14 protein-coding genes and 1 pseudogene are annotated in these 17,294 nt (G+C 67.9%); 8 read left to right on the top strand and 7 right to left on the bottom strand.

What is annotated here, in order from left to right; translation table 11 throughout:
- The first annotated feature begins 291 nt into the window (after positions 1-291).
- Positions 292-582 (top strand): YciI family protein, encoded by a 291-nt coding sequence (locus JWS14_RS48675; RefSeq protein ID WP_206017276.1) that lies wholly within the window; start codon positions 292-294, stop codon positions 580-582.
- On the opposite strand, the pseudogene JWS14_RS48670 reads toward JWS14_RS48675, so the two are convergent.
- Positions 579-1,108: pseudogene (locus JWS14_RS48670) on the bottom strand (glutamate synthase-related protein); the annotation flags it as partial. The gene JWS14_RS48675 and the pseudogene JWS14_RS48670 overlap by 4 nt on opposite strands.
- Positions 1,109-1,315: 207 nt before the next feature.
- On the opposite strand from JWS14_RS48670, the gene JWS14_RS48665 reads away from it, so the two are divergent.
- The gene (locus tag JWS14_RS48665) at positions 1,316-1,822 is read left to right on the top strand and encodes a MarR family winged helix-turn-helix transcriptional regulator (RefSeq protein ID WP_206017275.1); all 507 of its coding nucleotides are present in this window, start codon (positions 1,316-1,318) and stop codon (positions 1,820-1,822) included.
- A gap of 208 nt (positions 1,823-2,030) precedes the next feature.
- Here the strand turns inward: JWS14_RS48665 and JWS14_RS48660 are convergent, their stop codons facing one another.
- Positions 2,031-3,053, bottom strand: a complete 1,023-nt coding sequence (locus JWS14_RS48660; protein ID WP_206017274.1) for an SDR family oxidoreductase — start codon at positions 3,051-3,053, stop codon at positions 2,031-2,033.
- Between the two features lie 35 nt (positions 3,054-3,088).
- Complete coding sequence (locus JWS14_RS48655) at positions 3,089-4,855, bottom strand: glycoside hydrolase family 15 protein (RefSeq protein ID WP_206017273.1); 1,767 nt, start codon at positions 4,853-4,855, stop codon at positions 3,089-3,091.
- A 492-nt stretch (positions 4,856-5,347) separates the two neighbouring features.
- Between JWS14_RS48655 and JWS14_RS48650 the strand changes: the two genes are divergently transcribed.
- The 6 genes from JWS14_RS48650 to JWS14_RS48625 all read left to right on the top strand — a co-directional run bounded on the left by JWS14_RS48650 (position 5,348) and on the right by JWS14_RS48625 (position 13,914).
- Positions 5,348-7,141: a thiamine pyrophosphate-requiring protein gene (locus JWS14_RS48650; protein WP_206017272.1), complete on the top strand. Its 1,794-nt coding sequence runs from the start codon at positions 5,348-5,350 to the stop codon at positions 7,139-7,141.
- Positions 7,142-7,154: 13 nt separating this feature from the next.
- On the top strand, positions 7,155-8,261 hold the full coding sequence (locus tag JWS14_RS48645; RefSeq protein WP_206017271.1) for an enolase C-terminal domain-like protein: 1,107 nt from the start codon (positions 7,155-7,157) through the stop codon (positions 8,259-8,261).
- A 15-nt stretch (positions 8,262-8,276) separates the two neighbouring features.
- Positions 8,277-11,309 carry an FAD-binding and (Fe-S)-binding domain-containing protein gene (locus JWS14_RS48640; protein ID WP_206017270.1) on the top strand — a complete coding sequence of 1,011 codons (3,033 nt, stop codon included), beginning with the start codon at positions 8,277-8,279 and terminating at the stop codon, positions 11,307-11,309.
- Positions 11,310-11,339: 30 nt separating this feature from the next.
- Positions 11,340-12,896, top strand: a complete 1,557-nt coding sequence (locus JWS14_RS48635; RefSeq protein ID WP_206017269.1) for a phytoene desaturase family protein — start codon at positions 11,340-11,342, stop codon at positions 12,894-12,896.
- Between the two features lie 298 nt (positions 12,897-13,194).
- Positions 13,195-13,404 (top strand): hypothetical protein, encoded by a 210-nt coding sequence (locus JWS14_RS48630; RefSeq protein ID WP_206017268.1) that lies wholly within the window; start codon positions 13,195-13,197, stop codon positions 13,402-13,404.
- A gap of 177 nt (positions 13,405-13,581) precedes the next feature.
- Entirely contained in the window at positions 13,582-13,914 is a 333-nt protein-coding gene (locus JWS14_RS48625) for an ANTAR domain-containing protein (RefSeq protein ID WP_338051842.1), read from the top strand.
- 281 nt (positions 13,915-14,195) lie between these two features.
- Here JWS14_RS48625 and JWS14_RS48620 read toward each other — a convergent pair whose 3' ends face one another.
- The 4 genes from JWS14_RS48620 to JWS14_RS48605 all read right to left on the bottom strand — a co-directional run bounded on the left by JWS14_RS48620 (position 14,196) and on the right by JWS14_RS48605 (position 17,279).
- Positions 14,196-15,422 (bottom strand): alpha/beta fold hydrolase, encoded by a 1,227-nt coding sequence (locus JWS14_RS48620; protein WP_206017267.1) that lies wholly within the window; start codon positions 15,420-15,422, stop codon positions 14,196-14,198.
- Positions 15,423-15,624: 202 nt separating this feature from the next.
- On the bottom strand, positions 15,625-15,918 hold the full coding sequence (locus JWS14_RS48615; RefSeq protein ID WP_206017266.1) for a WhiB family transcriptional regulator: 294 nt from the start codon (positions 15,916-15,918) through the stop codon (positions 15,625-15,627).
- Positions 15,919-16,143: 225 nt separating this feature from the next.
- Positions 16,144-16,839 carry a type 1 glutamine amidotransferase domain-containing protein gene (locus JWS14_RS48610; RefSeq protein WP_206017265.1) on the bottom strand — a complete coding sequence of 232 codons (696 nt, stop codon included), beginning with the start codon at positions 16,837-16,839 and terminating at the stop codon, positions 16,144-16,146.
- 173 nt (positions 16,840-17,012) lie between these two features.
- Positions 17,013-17,279 carry a hypothetical protein gene (locus tag JWS14_RS48605; RefSeq protein WP_206017264.1) on the bottom strand — a complete coding sequence of 89 codons (267 nt, stop codon included), beginning with the start codon at positions 17,277-17,279 and terminating at the stop codon, positions 17,013-17,015.
- Positions 17,280-17,294 lie beyond the last annotated feature (15 nt).

Raw genomic sequence — 17,294 nt, 5'->3', positions numbered from 1 at the left:
ACTTCCTGTCGGGGTCGATCACTGTGTTCGCGAGGCTCTGGTCGTTCCCTTCCGGCATGCAGGTGCCGACACCCCGCCTTCCCTCATCAAACGCGCAATGGTTGCGATTACGCAATGGTCAGGTGCAGGATGGAGGGGCAAGAGTGGGTGTGAAAGCGACTCAGGATGGCGCGCCGCCCCTCGCGGCACGGGGATCGCGCACACATTCGTGCGAGGCCGCCGACGATCGGTAGTGGTCGCTCGCGCAGCGCACCACCTCGATAGTCGGCCTGGGAAGAGATCGAGAACACTATGCCTACGTTCGTCGTCGAGTACACCTACAGCCCCGAATCCTCCTCCGGTCGTGACGATCACCGAACCGATCACCACGCCTGGCTCGCCGAACTGGTGCGCCGTAAGGTGGTGCTGTCGTCGAGTCCCCACGCCGACCACAGCGGCGCCCGGTTCGTCGTCGACGCTGCGGACGCCGACACTGTGGAACGCCTGTTCGGGCACGACCCATTTGCGCAGGCGCACCTCGTGTCCCATGTATCCATCAGCCCGGGAGCCGGTGACTCGTTTCCGGGGTTCGCTACGCATTAGGGCTGGCGCTTCGGGTCGGCACCGGGGTGGAAGGTGGCCGCGCTGGCGGCAGCCCAGTCGGCGGCCCACGTGCGCGGGGTCTCGTCGAGTTCGCCGGGTGCCAGCCAGTCGTAGATGTTCGCGTAGGAACTCACACAGGTCGGGGAGATTTTCTTCCGCAACAGGCGCGGGGTCAGCTTGGACGGGTCGGCGATGCCCATCGAGGCCATGATCTGCACGGCCTGAGGGACCGTGACCGCTCGCGGTACCGGTACGCCGGAGAGTCTTGTCCGCCACGCCGCAAGCGCGCATGCGTTTCGGGTCCTGGGTCGCGACACCGACCGGGCAGCTATTGGTGTGACAGCGCTGCGCCTGGATGCAGCCGATAGCCATCATCATCGCCCGGGCGGCATTGCCGTAGTCCGCGCCCTGGCCTCAGCCGCTTGACGATGTCGTTGCCGACCGCGACCTTGCCGCTGCCCCCGAGCCGGATCGGCGCCCGCAACCCAGTTCCGACTACGGCGTTGTGGACGGTCATCAGCCCCTCGGGTTCGCGGCGGCATGCACGCATCCTTGGGCTCGGCGAGAGGCAACATTAGTCCGTTTCACTGGCAGCAAAGCTCCATTCAGGCAAGCCCCGCCCGATCGCAGATCCCGGGTCGCGTAAGCGACAATGCTGCGAGGAGACGCTCCGCACACCCGCCTCCGAACGCAATGGTTGCGGTCACGCAATGACCGGGTGCAGGATTTGGGTATGAGCGCGGCGCGGGGACAGCGGACACAGTCGGGGCCACGATTCACCGAGCAGGTGGAGGCGGTGCTCTGGGCGTCGCGGGCGCTGGTGGGCATCGCGGCGGCGTCGGTCGCCGAGGTCGAAGACGTGGTCACGGTGCCGCACCTGCGGATCTTGGTGATGGTCGATACCCGGGGGCCGCTGAATCTGGGTGCGGTCGCCGACGCGCTGGGAGTCAATCCCTCCAATGCCTCGCGGGCGGTGGACCGGCTGATCAAGGCCGGGTTGCTGGATCGGCGCGATGCGCCGGAGGACCGGCGGAATCTGAATCTGACGCTCACCGCCGCCGGACAGAAACTGGTCAATCGCGTCAGCACGCACCGCCGGCAGGCGATTTCCGGGGTCCTCGACCGAATGGCACCCGAGGACCGGGATGCGTTGGCGTCCGCGTTGCGTCGGTTCGCCGCAGCCGCGGGCGAACCGATCGACGGTGATGTTCTCACGTTGTTGTGGCCGCCCGCCCACTGAGCCGCGGGTCGACAGTGCGGCGAGCGACCTGAAGACCGGCAGCGGCGAAACCGCTGGCGCCCAGCATCTCTGCAACCGCCGCCGCTCGACGCCGGCGGAGGTCGCAGAGCGCGCACAGCATGCTGGCCGCGTGCGCGGCATCGACACCCGCGCCGCACAGCTGCAGCATTCCGTCACCCAGACGAACTGCTCCAAGGAGGGCGGGCGGTCATCGCCGGCCCCGGAGGGTGAGGAGGACGGCCGCGCCAGCGGCGAGCGCACCCGCGGCGGCGCCGAGCATCCCATGGTGCTGCGACGCCCACAGTTGTCCACTACGCGGGTGGGCTTGGTCGTCGAAGATGCCGTGGGCACCGAAATCGCGGCCTCCGGTGCCGTCGGCGGGGTGCCACAGATTCGAGGGTTGCTGTCGGTCGCGGGGCTGGTCGGTTTGCTGGGAGGAGAAGCCGGTGGCTGCGAGGTACCGGTCGAGCAGACCCGGTGCGATGGCGTTGGCGGCGAGGGTCGCGGCGGTGCTGGCGCCGACCCAGTATTCGCGGCGGCGGGGGTGCTCGGCGGCGTAGAGCACCGCTCGGGCGGCGACTTCGGGTTGGAAGATCGGCGGCACCGGCTGCGCGTGGCGGGGCAGCCGGTTGAGCACCCAAGAGAACTGGGGGGTGTTGACGGCCGGCATCTGCACCATCGTCACCCGGATACCGGATTTGTCGTGCAGCAACTCGCAGCGCAGTGCCTCGTTGAAGCCCTGGATGGCGTGTTTGGCGCCGCAGTACGCGCTTTGCAAGGGGATGCCGCGGTAGGCAAGGGCCGAGCCGACCTGCACGATGGTGCCGCGGTTGCGGGGCCGCATGCGGCGGAGCGCGGCCATGGTGGCGTAGACGTAGCCGAGGTAGCTGACTTCGGTGACCCGTTTGTATTCTGCCGCGGTGATCTCGGTGAACGGGGCGAAGACGGAGGTGAAGGCGACGTTGATCCAGATGTCGATCGGCCCGAGGGTGTTCTCCACCGCATCGGCGGCGGCCTCGACCTGGTCGGGGTCGGCGACGTCGGTGGGCACCGCCACGGCGATCGCCCCGGCGTCCTCCACCTCCCGAACGGATCCGTCGAGGCCCTTCTTTCCGCGGGCAAGGAGGGCGATCTTGTCACCGCGGGCGGCGAAGACGCGGGCGACGGCGCGACCGATTCCCCCGGAGGCGCCCGTGATCACGACGACACGGCCGGATGCCGGTGTGCTCATGACGATCATTCCTTTCTCGGACGGAGCTGGCCGGCCTAGTGATGGGGTGGCCGCGGCCGGGCGAGACGGTGTGCGGATTCCAGTAGCAGGGCGTGGACGAACGCCTGCGGGAGGTTGCCCCGCAACTGGTGTTCGACGACGTCGAATTCCTCGGTGAACAACGCCGGGGAACCGCAGGCCGCCCGGTTGCGTTCGAACCAGCGCACCGCGTCGACCTGATGGCCTTGCTGGTGTTCGGCCAGGGCCATGAGAAAACCGCAGAGCAGGAACGCCCCTTCGGCGTCGGCGAGCGGGCGCTCGTCTTGGCGAAACCGGTACACATAGCCGTCGCGGCCGAGCTCGCGGCGCACCGCGGCCAGAGTCAGTGCGGTGCGCGGATCGGCGGCGGGCAGAGCGCCGCGGATCGCGGGTAACAGCAGCGCCGCATCGACCCGGTCATCACCCGGGGCGCGTTGCCACCGTCCGGTGCGGTGCAGGCAATCTCGGGCAGTGTCGGTAACCAGCAGGTCCGCGAGAGACGACCACTGCGCCGACTGCGGGGCGGGCGCAGCGGCGGCGATCGCGCGCAGTCCAGCCGCGCAGATCAGCCGCGAGTGCGCCCAATGCTCGTTGCCGAGTTCCCAGATCCCGGCGTCGGGTTCTCGCCAGCGGCGTTCGATCGCCGACACCGCGATGTCGGCGGCCTGCCAGTGCTCGCGATCCAAGCGGTCGTGGCGAGCGGCAGCGGCCAGCAGCAGCAACGCCTCACCGAAGTTGTCGAGTTGGAACTGGTCGTTGACCCAGTTTCCGGTGCGGGCGTCGGCGCCGGGATACCCGGGCAGATCGAGGGTGGTCTCGTCGGGGACCCGGCCGCCGCCGACGGTGTAGGCGGGTTTGAGGTCGGGGCCGTCGGCAAGCAGGCGGTCGCTGACGAATCCGACGGCGTCGTCGAGCAATGGGAGCGGACCGGCGGCCGCGGCGACGGCCTGTCCGGCGTAGCACTGATCCCGGATCCAGCAATACCGGTAGTCGTAGTTGCGGCCCTGCTCGGCCCGCTCCGGCAGTCCGGTCGTGGCGGCGGCGACCATGCCCCCACTCGCGCTGGTCAACCCGCGCAGTACCGCATAGGCGTGCCGGGAATCCCGGTCCGCCAGAGACCCGTCGATCGGCGGAACCGCCTCGTGCCAGGCCTGTTCGGTGCGCTGCCACAACCGGCCGGGGTCCGGGACCTCGTCGGGAAGGGGGCGGTCGCCGAGCTCGAGGACCAGATCGTGATGCTGGCCTGCCGCGACGTCGAGGACCGCCTCGAGTCGTCCGTTGCGGTGATGCGCCGCCGGCGCTCCGGACCACCGCACCTGCAGTGATCCGGCGCGCAGGGTCCGGATCCCGTCCTGATGACCGATCTGCTGCATCGGATGCGCACCGAAATCGGCGGCCACGTCGAGTCCCACACTGACCTGCGCGTCACCGTCCACAGCAAGGACCCGGCGCAGCAGCACCGCGGTGTGCCGATCACCCGGGAAGGCCAGCGCCTCACGGCATTCGATGATGCCGTCCGCGGTGACCCACCGGCTGCGCCAAATCAACGTGCCCTGCTCGTAGTAGCCGCCCCAGGTGAACCGAAGATCGGTCGGGGAGAGCGCATAGACGCCGGGTCCCCCGAGCAGCACCGAAAACACCGCCCCGTCGGCCCAGGACGGGGTACACAGCCACGCGATGTCCCCACGCGGACCGATCAAGGCACCGCGCTCACCGTCCGCGATCAGCGCATACTCCCGGAGCACATGCGGAGGAAAGAGCACCTTGTCAGCGCGCCCGCCCATCAATCACGTCCCCTTCATATCGTCCGCAATCTTTGCGGAACCGCAAAGAAGTGCTGCTACGACGAATTCCCTGTAATGGCCCGTCCAAACATTTCCGTCCGGCTGCGGACGGTTCATCCCTCACAGGTGGGTACAGGGACCCACGCGGACATGTAGTTCTCGGCGCGCATCCTCTTCGGGGACGCATCCTGCCACGATCATCACCGCGCCGACCACTGGCCAGTGGCGTCCGTACTACGGCACAATGCCCGTTGCTTCGCGGACGTCGAACACCCACACGTCGATGCCACCGCACACGAGCGCCCCCGCCACACCTGAGTCGTACCCGTCAACCACACACTCGCAATCATTGCCCTATCGCAAATTTTTTGGTGGATCCCGGTTTCGGTTCCCCTGGGTCGGGTACGTGGGAAGAAGTGCGGCCACCAACCCGTGCTCCGCGCCGAAAATGACCCCTTGGGTGTGCGCCCTCATTGCGGCTAGGAGGATTCGATGGCAGACCAGAATGTCGCCGATTACCTACTCGAGCGCCTGCGCGCGTGGGGGATCGAGCACGTGTTCGCCTATGCCGGGGACGGCATCAACGCGGTCCTCGCCGCCTGGGCCCGCGCGGACAATCAGCCTCGTTTCGTCCAGGCCCGGCACGAGGAGATGTGCGCCTTCGAGGCCGTCGGCTACGCGAAGTTCACCGGCCGGGTCGGGGTGTGCATGGCCACCTCCGGGCCGGGCGCGGTGCATCTGCTCAACGGACTCTACGACGCCAAACTCGACCACGTCCCGGTGGTCGCCATCGTCGGGCAGACCAACCGCACCGCGATGGGCGGCTCGTATCAGCAGGAAATCGACCTGCTCAGTCTCTACAAGGACGTCGCCAGCGACTACGTGCAGATGGTCACCGTTCCCGAACAACTCCCCAACGTCCTCGACCGGGCCATCCGGGTCGCGATCACCCAACGCGCCCCCACCGCCCTGATCATTCCGGCCGACGTGCAGGAGCTCGACTACTCCCCACCGACCCACGAATTCAAGATGGTGCCCTCCAGCATCGGCATCGACTGGCCCACCACCACACCCGACGACCAAGCGATCATGCGGGCGGCGGAGATCCTCAACGCCGGCAGCAAGGTCGCCCTCCTCGTCGGGCAAGGTGCCCGCGGCGCCCACGAGGAGATCGCCCAGGTCGCCGACCTGCTCGGTGCCGGGGCCGCGAAGGCACTGCTGGGTAAGGACGTCCTCTCCGACGAGCTGCCGTGGGTCACCGGCTCCATCGGCCTGCTGGGTACCCGCCCGTCCTACGAGATGATGACCGGCTGCGACACCCTGCTCACCATCGGGTCCAGCTTTCCCTATACCCAGTTCCTGCCCGAGTACGGGCAGGCGCGTGGGGTGCAGATCGACATCGACGGCCGGATGATCGGGATGCGCTACCCCAACGAGGTCAACCTGGTCGCCGACGCGAAAACCGCTTTGCGGGCGTTGATCCCGCACCTAACCCGTAAGGACGACCGGTCCTGGCGGGAGGAGATCGAGGCAAATGTGGCCCGCTGGTGGGAAACGATGGATATGCAAGCACAGGTGGACGCCGACCCGGTCAACCCGCTGCGGCTGTTCGCCGAACTGTCCCCGCGGCTGCCCGACGATGCGATCGTCACCGCCGACTCCGGGTCGGCGGCGAACTGGTACGCCCGCCAGTTGCGGTTCCGCGGGAACATCCGCGGCTCCCTGTCCGGGACGCTGGCCACCATGGGACCCGGCGTCCCGTACGGGATCGGCGCCAAATTCGCCCACCCCGGCCGCCCGGTGATCGTCTTCGCCGGCGACGGCGCCATGCAGATGAACGGTCTCGCCGAACTGATCACCGTCAAGCATTACTGGCAGCAGTGGGACGATCCCCGCCTGATCATCGCCATCCTGCACAACAACGACCTCAACCAGGTCACCTGGGAGATGCGGGCGATGTCCGGATCCCCCAAATTCACCGAATCCCAGACGCTTCCGGATGTCGACTACGCCGCCTTCGCCGCCGGCCTGGGCTTGCACGCCGACACCGTCACCGACCCCGACCAACTCGCCGGGGTCTGGGAGAAGGCGTTGTCGGCGGATCGTCCCACCGTCCTGGACGTGCACACCGACCCGAACATGCCCCCGATCCCACCGCACGCGACGTGGGAGCAGTTCAAGTCCGCCACCGCCGCCGTCCTGGCCGGCGACGAAGACTCCTGGGGGTTCATCAAGACCGGGATCAAGACCAAGGCGCAGGAATTCCTCCCGCACCAGAACACGTGAGCCACGATCCGCCATGATCGACACCACCCCGGTCACCGGCGTCACCGCGGCCGCCTACACCATCCCCACCGACAGCCCCGAGGCCGACGGCACCCTGGCCTGGGACTCCACCACCATGGTGCTGGCGCAGGTGTCCGCGGGCGGGCAGGTCGGGACCGGGTGGACGTACGCACCCCCCGCGGCCGCGGCCGTGGTCACCGGCATCCTCGCCGACCTGGTCACCGGCGAGGACCCGACGGCTGTGCCCGGCCTGCACGCAACCATGGCCGCGGCGATCCGCAACGCCGGCCGACCCGGCATCGCAGGGTGCGCCCTCTCCGCCGTCGACATCGCCCTGTGGGACCTCAAAGCCCGGCTGCTGGGGGTGTCGCTGCACCGGCTGCTCGGCGCTGCCCGCGACACGGTGCCGATATACGGATCCGGCGGCTTCACCACCTATCACCGGCACCAACTCGAGCAGCAACTCACCGGATGGGTGCAGGAGCAGTCGATTCCGCGGGTGAAGATCAAGATCGGCGAAGCCTGGGGCACTCACACCGACCGGGACCTGCACCGGATCCGGCAGGCCCGCTACGTCATCGGCGACGATACCGCACTGTATGTCGACGCCAACGGCGCCTACGGGCGCAAACAAGCGATCCGGGTGGCCGCCGACGCCGCCGACGCGAATGTGGTGTGGTTCGAAGAACCCGTTTCCTCCGACGACCACGCCGGACTCCAGCAGATCCGCCAGATGGTGCGCCCGGATGTGGCCGCCGGCGAATACGGCTACGACCTGCCCTATTTCGAGCGGATGTGCGCCGCCGGGGCGGTGGACTGTCTGCAGGCCGACATCACCCGCTGCGGCGGGATCACCGACTGGCTGAAGGTGGCCGCTGTCGCCGCCGCCCACAATCTGGAGATCTCCGGGCACTGCGCCCCCCACCTGCATGCCCATGCCGCGGCCGCGATCCCGAACCTGCGGCACCTGGAGTGGTTCCACGACCACGTCCGGATCGAACAGCGATTCTTCGACGGCGCGTTCAACCCTACCGGCGGCATCCTGCGGCCCGACCCGCACGCCCCCGGGCACGGTCTCACCCTGCGCGCACCCGACATCGCACCGTTCCGGGTCGCCTGAACCGAGGAGGTTGCTGTGACCGCCGAGCACACCCGTACGACACCGCTGTTCCAGGCTCTCGAACAGCGACTGCACGAGGCGGTCGAGGGTGAGGTGCGGTTCGATCCGGGGTCGCGGGCGGCGTATTCCACCGACGCCTCCAATTACCGGCAGGTCCCGATCGGGGTGGTGATCCCCCGCACCCCGGACGCCGCCGAGGCGGCGATCGCGGTGTGCCACGACTTCGATGTTCCGGTCCTCTCCCGCGGCGGGGCCACCAGCCTGGCCGGGCAGTGCTGCAACACCGCGGTGGTGCTGGATTGGAGCAAGTACTGCACTCGCGTCGAATCATTGGACGTCGACGCCGGAACCCTGGTGGTGCAACCCGGCATCGCCCTCGACCCGCTCAACGATCACCTCGCCCGGTGGGGGTGGATGGTCGGCCCGAAACCGTCCACCCACGTCTCCTGCACCATCGGCGGGATGATCGGCAACAACTCCTGCGGCTCCACCGCCCAGGCGTACGGGAAGATGGCCAACTCGGTGCGCCGCCTCGAGATCCTCACCTTCGACGGGCACCGGATGTGGGTGGGCCCCTCCCCCGAAGACGAAGTGGATCGCATCATCGCCGCTGGTGGTCGGCGCGGTGAGATCTACACCGGGTTGCGGCAACTGCGCGACTCCTACGCCGACGAGATCCGTGCCCGCTACCCCGACATCCCCCGCCGGGTCTCCGGCTACAACCTCGACCAGTTGTTGCCCGAGAACGACTTCCATGTCGCCCGGCTGCTCGTCGGCTCGGAAAACACACTGGTCACCGTGTTGCGGGCGGAATTGTCGCTGGTGCGGGTGCCGGCGGCGACGTCGTTGGTCCTGCTCGGGTTCGACGATATTTGCTGCGCCGCCGACGCCGTCCCCCGGGTCCTCGAACACACCCCGGCCGCACTGGAGGGGATCGACCACCGGTTGGTGCAACTCGAGCACAGTCAGCACCTCGCCGCCGCCGCGCTGCGGGAGCTACCCGACGGCACCGCGTGGTTGATGGTGCAGTTCAACGGCGAGGCCAAGGACGACACGGATGCCAAGGCCCACGCCATGATCGACGACCTGCATCCGGTCACCCCGCACGCGAAGCTCCTCGACGATCCCGACCACGAGCAGCAGGTGTGGGCCGCCCGCGAAGCCGGACTCGGGGCGACCGCGTACCCGCCGAACGACCCGGAAACCCACGAGGGCTGGGAGGACGCCGCCGTCCCACCACGGTCCCTCGGCAACTACCTGCGCGACTTCCGGAAACTGTTGGACAAATACGACTACGGGACCGCGTCCCTGTACGGGCATTTCGGGCACGGCTGCGTCCACACCCGGATCCCGTTCGACCTGCGCACCGCCGAGGGAATAGCGAAGTACCGGTCCTTCGCCGAAGCCTCCGCCCGCCTGGTGGTCGACTATGGCGGATCGCTGTCCGGGGAGCACGGCGACGGGCAAGCCCGCGGGGAACTGCTGCCGATCATGTTCGGTGACCGCCTGGTCACCGCGTTCGGGACCCTGAAAAGCATCTTCGATCCCGGCAATCGGATGAACCCCGGCAAGATCGTCCACCCGTACCGGCTCGACGAGAACCTGCGGCAAGGAGTGAACTACCTGCCGATCGAACCGGCCACCCACTTCGCCTACCCCGACGACGACCACCGCTTCAGTAGGGCGGCCGCCCGCTGTGTCGGCGTCGGCAAATGCCGGGGCCACGAATCGGGGGTGATGTGCCCGTCCTACCGGGCCACCGGCGAGGAGGAACACTCCACCCGCGGACGAGCCCGACTGCTGTTCGAAATGCTCCAGGGCGAGGTGATCACCGACGGCTGGAAATCGGTCGCCGTCCGCGACGCCCTCGACCTGTGCCTGGCCTGCAAAGGATGCCGCTCCGATTGCCCGGTCAATGTCGACATGGCCACCTACAAGGCCGAATTCCTTTCCCACCACTACCGGTGGCGGATCCGGCCCCGCTCGCACTATGCGATGGGCGCGATCCCGCTCTGGGCCCGCCTGGCCGCTGTCGCCCCGACCGTGGTCAACACGCTCACCCACACCCCCGGTGTGTCGGCCGCGATCAAGATCGCCGGTGGTGTCGACACCCGGCGGCCGTTCCCCCGGTTCGCGCGGCGTCGGTTCACCGCCATCTGGCCGCGCCGACCACTCGCAGCCCGCCCGGGCAGCCGGGGACCGGTCGTGCTGTGGCCGGACACCTTCACCAACAACTTCGACCCGCACATCGCCGCCGATGCCGCCGACGTGCTCGCCGCCGCCGGTTTCACCGTCGAGGTTCCCACCACCGCGGTGTGCTGCGGGCTGACCTGGATCTCCACCGGCCAACTCGCCACCGCCAAGCATGTCCTCACCCGCACCCTGCGGGTGCTGGCGCCCGCGCTGCGGGCCGGTACCCCGGTCGTGGTCCTCGAACCGAGTTGCGCGGCGGTGTTCCGCTCCGACCTGCCGGAGTTGTTGCACGGCAACGAAGACGCCCACCGGCTGGCGCAGCAAACCGTCACCCTCGGCGAGGTCCTGCACCAGAAGGCACCGGACTGGTCCCCACCTCACCGCCTGCGGGGGGTGTCGGCGCTGATCCAACCGCACTGCCACCAGCACGCGGTCCTGAAATACGACGCCGACGAGCAGACGCTGACGGCGGCGGGTGTGGACACCACCGTCCTCGACGCCGGATGCTGCGGTCTCGCCGGGAACTTCGGCTTCGAGAAAGGACACTACGAGGTGTCCGTTGCCTGCGCCGAAGACACTCTCCTGCCCGCGATCCGCCGGGCCGACCCCTCCGCCCTGGTGCTGGCCGACGGGTTCAGTTGCCGCACCCAGATCCGCGACCTGCACCCCGGGGCTACGCCCCTGCACGGGGCGCAGGTCCTCGCCGCCGCCGTCCGCGGCGAGGACCCCACCGACTCCCGGGCACGGACCGATCTTTCACGGCCCGCCGTCCCCTCGCGCACCGCGCTCCTGGCAGCGCCCACCGCGGTGGCTGCCGCCCTGCTGGTCCGTCGCATGCGACACCACCACAACTGACCCACCCTGGAAAGGGGGTACACGCCGAACATGCCCAGACACATCCCCGATGTCGTGGTCATCGGATCGGGACCGAACGGGCTGGCCGCGGCTGTGATTTGCGCCCGCGCCGGGCTGGACGTCCAGGTCCTCGAAGACCAACCCACCCCCGGCGGTGGGTGCCGCACCGAAGAGGTCGCCCTCGCCGGCGCCGCACTGCCACACGACCTCTGCTCGGCGGTGCACCCGATGGCCGCCGCGTCCCCCTTCTTCACCGCCTTCGACCTCCCCGCGCGCGGTGTCCAACTCAACGTTCCCGCAGCGTCCTATGCGCACCCCCTCGATCACCGGCCCGCCGGGATCGCCTACCCCGACCTAGGCAGGACCGTCACCGAACTCGCCGAGTACGGCTCCCGTGCCGATGCCGCCGCGTGGCAGAACCTGATGCACCCACTGGTCGAGGACTTCGACACCCTGAGCGCGCTCTGTCTCGGGGACATGCGTTCGGTACCTCCGCAGGTCCGTGACCTGCCGGGGATGCGGACCGCGTTCGGATTCGCGACCCGGGTCCTCGAGCAAGGCACCCGGGCCCAGAACCGCCGGTTCGCCGACGACATGGCGCCGGCGATGTTGACCGGGATCGGTGGGCACGTCCCCGCCCCCATGCCTTCGCTCGCTGGCGCCGCGAGCATGCTGTTGCTCGGTTCCGCCGCCCACACCGTTGGCTGGCCGATCCCCACCGGCGGCTCCCAGGCCATCACCCACGCCTTGATCGCCGACCTGCACGCTCACGGCGGCCGCCTCGACTGCGATCAGCGAGTCTCGGACTGGCGGCTGTTGCCGCCGGCGCGGGCGTACCTGTTCGACACCTCCCCCTGGACGTTGGCCCACATTTTCTACAATCGGCTACCGGGCCGGTACCGGCGGGCGATTAGCCGCTACCGGCCCGGTCTCGGGATCGCGAAGGTCGACTTCGTCCTGAATGCGGAGGTGCCCTGGGAAGACCCGCGGGTACGGCAGGCCGGGACGGTACACTGCGGCGGCACCCGCGGCGAGATCACCGCCGCCGAATCCGCCATCGCCGCCGGCCACCATCCGACTCGGCCGTTGGTCCTGGTCAGTCAACCCACCGTGGTCGACCCCACCCGGTCCAATCGGGACGCCCGCCCGCTGTGGACGTATACGCACGTGCCCAACGGCTCCGACGTCGATGTTACCGAGACGATCATCGCGCAGATCGAACGATTCGCCCCCGGTTTCCGCGACACCGTCGTCGCCTCCCGCTGCATTCCGGCCGCCCGGCTGAGCGCCCACGACGCCAACTACCGCGGCGGCGACATCGCCGCCGGGCAGGTGTCGTTGTACCGGATGATCGCCCGGCCCACACCGAAATGGAACCCCTACCGCACCCCACTCGACGGGGTGTACCTGTGCTCGGCGTCCACCCCACCCGGACCCAGCGTCCACGGGATGCCCGGCTACTACGCCGCCCGCCAAGTCCTGGCTGACAAATTCGGTATCACCACCCTCCCCGACCTCGGCCCGACCCCCGGTCAGCGCACCACCGCACCCACGGACAACAAACCCATGAACGGACGGTTCGTATGAGCACCCACACCGGCTGCACCGCAACGACATCGACGATCTGCATGCGCGCAGCACCCATGTCCTCGACACCGCCGAAGGTGTCCTGATCGCACTTCGACGGTGCACACCCGGCGAAGCAGTCGCCAAACTGATCCAGGTCGCCGCCCACCACCGACTCCACCGTTCACCCTCGGGCACGCCCTGGTCACCCTCGCCATCGGCGCACACACCGGCCACCCGCACACCCCACCGCATCCCCCGTCGCGGAGGAGCACTGGGGACACCTGCTTCCCACACCGACCACCCCAGGAGCACCGACATGACCACCCGGCACCTCACCACCGACCACGAAGAGATCCGCCACTGGATCCAAGCCCACCACGGAGCCTCCGCACGCCTGGCGCACACCACCCTTCCCATCGGTCCGGGACAACTACGGATCGACATCCTCGACATCCGCCACCCCGATCTCGAATACCCAGATGGCACGACTGGTTCACCGTATTCGACGCCCAATCACTCGCCCTGAGCTACACCGGCAGCGACCGACCAGAGTTCCCGGGCACCTGGGAACTGGTCACCGCCCCAGATCCCAATAGACCGTCCCAAGATCTCCCCGATCGGTGTGAGTGCCGCCCTGCGCGGGTACGCCCAATTCGGGTCGCAGGCCAGATCTGCGGCCGGAAGTTGAAACCACAGCGCGGAGATGAGCCCCATGGTAACGGTGCCCGAACCCAACCCGAGCACCGGGCGTGCTGACGTTCGTGACAATCATGCGAGGGATGGACGGGAAACGCTGTCGCTCGCGGAAGGCGTCCTCATCGCACTACGACGATGCAGCCAAACCGACGCATTCGAAGAACTACTCGAAGTCGCGCACCGTCACCACCTCGGTGTGCTCACCGTCGCCCACGCTCTGGTGGATTTCGCAATCGACGCCCGTCCCCCTCTGGGCTCCCCCCAACGACACGCGAACCCATCCGCATCGGTCGCCGAGTGGGAGTCACGACTCACGCACCGGCCAGGGCCTTCCAGGTAGTGCGCCCGTGCGGCAGGCGCGAATGCGCCAGTGCCGTAGAGGAAATAGTGCTGCGTACACTATGCTTCCCGACCTGCAATTAGATGAGCGAGCCCCGGCAGTGCGTGGGACGGGGTGGGCAGGATACATGCGGCTACGCTGCGGTTTTCGGATCCCCACCTGCGGAGCCGCAGGACGACACCATCCCCTTCGGCGCCTCACGGGATCGACGCCGGGCGCGGATCCCACCTATGAAATCACCGGCCCGCACCAGTCCTGGCGATGCACCGTCCAGTAGATGCTCAGGCGTGCGCGCGGTACTGCGTTGCGGCACGCGGAGAACCGAGAAACCGGCGCGTGAGGCCCATCGTCACCTCGGGGAGCTCCAACTGCGGTACGTGTCCGCAGTCGGGGAGCACGATCGATTCCGCGGTAGGAACAGCCACACTCACGTGCCGGGCGAACCGCGATGGGACCAGCCGGTCACGGCGACCCCACAAGAACAGTGTCGGAATCCGGACGGTGGTCAGTCGCTCCCAGAACCCGCTGTCGCCGAACGGTTCCTCCAGATAGATGTTGATCAGCGCGGACAGTGCCGCCCGGCGGCGGGCGCCGTGGCCCATCGCGATCTCGAACTCGTCGACGGCGGCCTCGAACCATGGTTGGGGCACCCGGTCGGGACGCGCGAACATCGCCTTGGCGCCCGCCATCACCACCGGACGCGGCGGGCTGATCATCGGCAACCGGGCGATGTCCACCGGCCACCACCGGGCCAGGGGCGCCAGTTGGCGGAACCGGCGGAACGCCGGGGAGGGACACAGCAGCACGAGTTTGTCGACCATGTCGGGATCACGCATACCCAATTCCAGTGCGAGTCGGCCGCCCAGCGAGTTACCGATCACCACCGCACCGAAGGCGTTCACGGTACCGAGGAAGTCCCGCAGCCAGCGGTGGAGTTGCTCGGCGGTGTAGGTCCAGGCCGGCGCCTCGGAGGCCCCGAACCCGGGCAGGTCGGGTGCCAGAACCCGGAAATCCTCGGCCAAATCCGCGAGAACCGGCAGCATCGACGCATTGGTGGCGCCGAGGCCGTGCAGCAGCACCACCGGGGGTGCGTCGGCGCGTCCTGCCTCGAGATACGCGGTGCGCACCCCGCACGCGGTGACCTCACGAGACCGGGGGCGGGTGACGAGGTCGACGTCCGGAGCGAAGGCGCCTCCGATCTGCAGGACCGTCGCGAGGCTGCCGCGCGTGGTGAGGTCACCATCGAGGAATGCGTCCACCCCGCTGCGGCGGCCGATGAGCACATCGGCGAGCGTGTCGGCGTCGGTGTGCACCGTAGTTGTCGGATCCGTGGCGGCCTTCGTGGTCACCTTGGCCATGCCCTCGTCGACGGCGACGGTCCACCGTCCGTGGCCCGTGATGTCGAGGACGAGGCTCGCATCCGAATGGGTGAGCGCCGTATCGGTCAGATCGCGCGGAAAATGGTCCGCGAGAACGGCGCCAGGATCTGGGTGTGATGACTTCGGCACGGAGATTCTCCTCCACTCGCTGCACCCCGGTTAACCGGGCGATGCGCACCGAGTACCCGAATTCCGGTATCACAGGCTGATGGTTTCGCAGAAAGGCATTACACCCCAGCAGAATCCACTGTTTCGGTCATCTGTTTACCGCATCCCGGTGTGGGGTACCGGTCTTACATCGACGCTTTCCGGCGCTGATCGGCGGTATGCGCTAGCCGGCGAGGCCGTGATGCTCGCGGTGATACGCAGCGCGCTCAGAGGCAGACAAGGCACCCCAGATCCCGAACGGCTCCGCCATGCTCAATGCATGCTCGCGGCACTCGACGAGCACCGGACAGCGCCGGCACAGTGCCTTGGCCTGAGCCTCCCTGCGGGCACGGGCTCGACCCCGCTCACCGTCCGGGTGGAAGAAAACGGCGGAGTCGACCCCTCGGCACAGGCCTTGCAATTGCCATTCCCATGCCTCCACGATCGGCGTGGGACGGTGATGATGCGCAGGCGGCATGCGGACTCCTCTGCTTCGTGCTCGACAACCCGAGCGGACCGACGTCGTTCACGTCCAGTACCCCCGCGTCTTTCGACCGAAACAGCGCAACCACCGTCCGGTTGAGACCCTCCCGTTGGATCCGATCACAGTTCAGCTGCGGACACAGCAGTAGAGCATCGGCGGGAAACATGACCTGGCATCCGCGCGGTGGTCTGTATGACGCGGATGTGCCGCTCGAGATGGTCAGTGCGGTTGCAGTTTCGCCACCACTGCTTCGGCCGCGGCGCGAGCGCTGCCCGGGTTCTGACCGGTGACCAGCAGTCCGTCCTCGACGACGTGGGCGTCGAAGGGTTGGTCGGCGATGCGGTAGTTCGCACCGAGCTTCTTCAGCTCGTCCTGCAGACTGAATGGAACGGCATCAGCGCGTTGCGCTGCTTCCTCTTCCGGCCAGGAGAAGCCGGTGACATTCCTGTCCTTGACCAACGGGTCGCCCGTGCTCAGCGGAACGTTGAGCAGACCGGCCGGTCCGTGGCAGACCGCCGAGACGACGCGGTCACTCTCATAGAACCGTGCGGTCAGCGCACCGAGATCGTCACCGCGGAAATCGAACATCACGCCGTGGCCGCCGGTGAAGTAGATCGCGTCGTAATCCTCGACGTCGAGATCGGTCGCCTTCTTCGTGTTCTCGAGGAGGTCCATGAATTCGCGGTCGTGGTAGCGCGTGTCGGTGCCGAGCTCACCGAGCACCTCATGTGCCAGGCTCTCGGGATCGATCGGCACGTAACCACCCGCGGGGCTGGCGATGTCCACCTCGAATCCGTGGTCGGTGACGTAATCGTAGAAGTGCGTCAGCTCACCGAGCCACAGCCCGGTGCGATAACCAACCTTCTCGTACTCGCCGACGTTGGTGACAATGATCAGAATCTTGTTCGTAGCCATGCCGTGCTCCTTTTCCGGTCAGACTTCAGGGGATGGCGAGGGGTTGTTGCGGTGTGGTTCCGCGCCTGGCGCGCGACCCCCTGCTCAGCAGGCAGCGGAACTGTCTCCGCTCTGGGGCACCAATGACAAGGGACTCGGCGTCGATCCAGTAGCGCTCCATACGTGTCGTGCCCTCACGCACTTGTGCTCGCACGCCAGCACGGTGCGCAGTGACGGGGCCGGGGTACGCGTTCGGCGGCCAGAATCAGAGCAAGCACGCGGGTATGAAAGTCCCAGTGCGCAATGATCGCGTCGAGCGTCCCGGGAAAACCGTCGAGTATCCGCCGCCGACACTGCTCGAGGAGGTCGCCGAAGACGTACTCGTCGGGCGCGATGAGGGTGTAGTCCAACAGGCCGTGAAAGTGCCTGTTCGTCCGCTTGCCGAACGGTTCCGAGCTCACCGCGTTGGAAGTCGG

The sequence above is a fragment of the Rhodococcus koreensis genome (assembly GCF_017068375.1).
GTDB lineage: Bacteria > Actinomycetota > Actinomycetes > Mycobacteriales > Mycobacteriaceae > Rhodococcus_F > Rhodococcus_F koreensis.
Note: the sequence above shows the minus strand (reverse complement) of the source record. Positions and strands in the feature narration are given on the sequence as shown.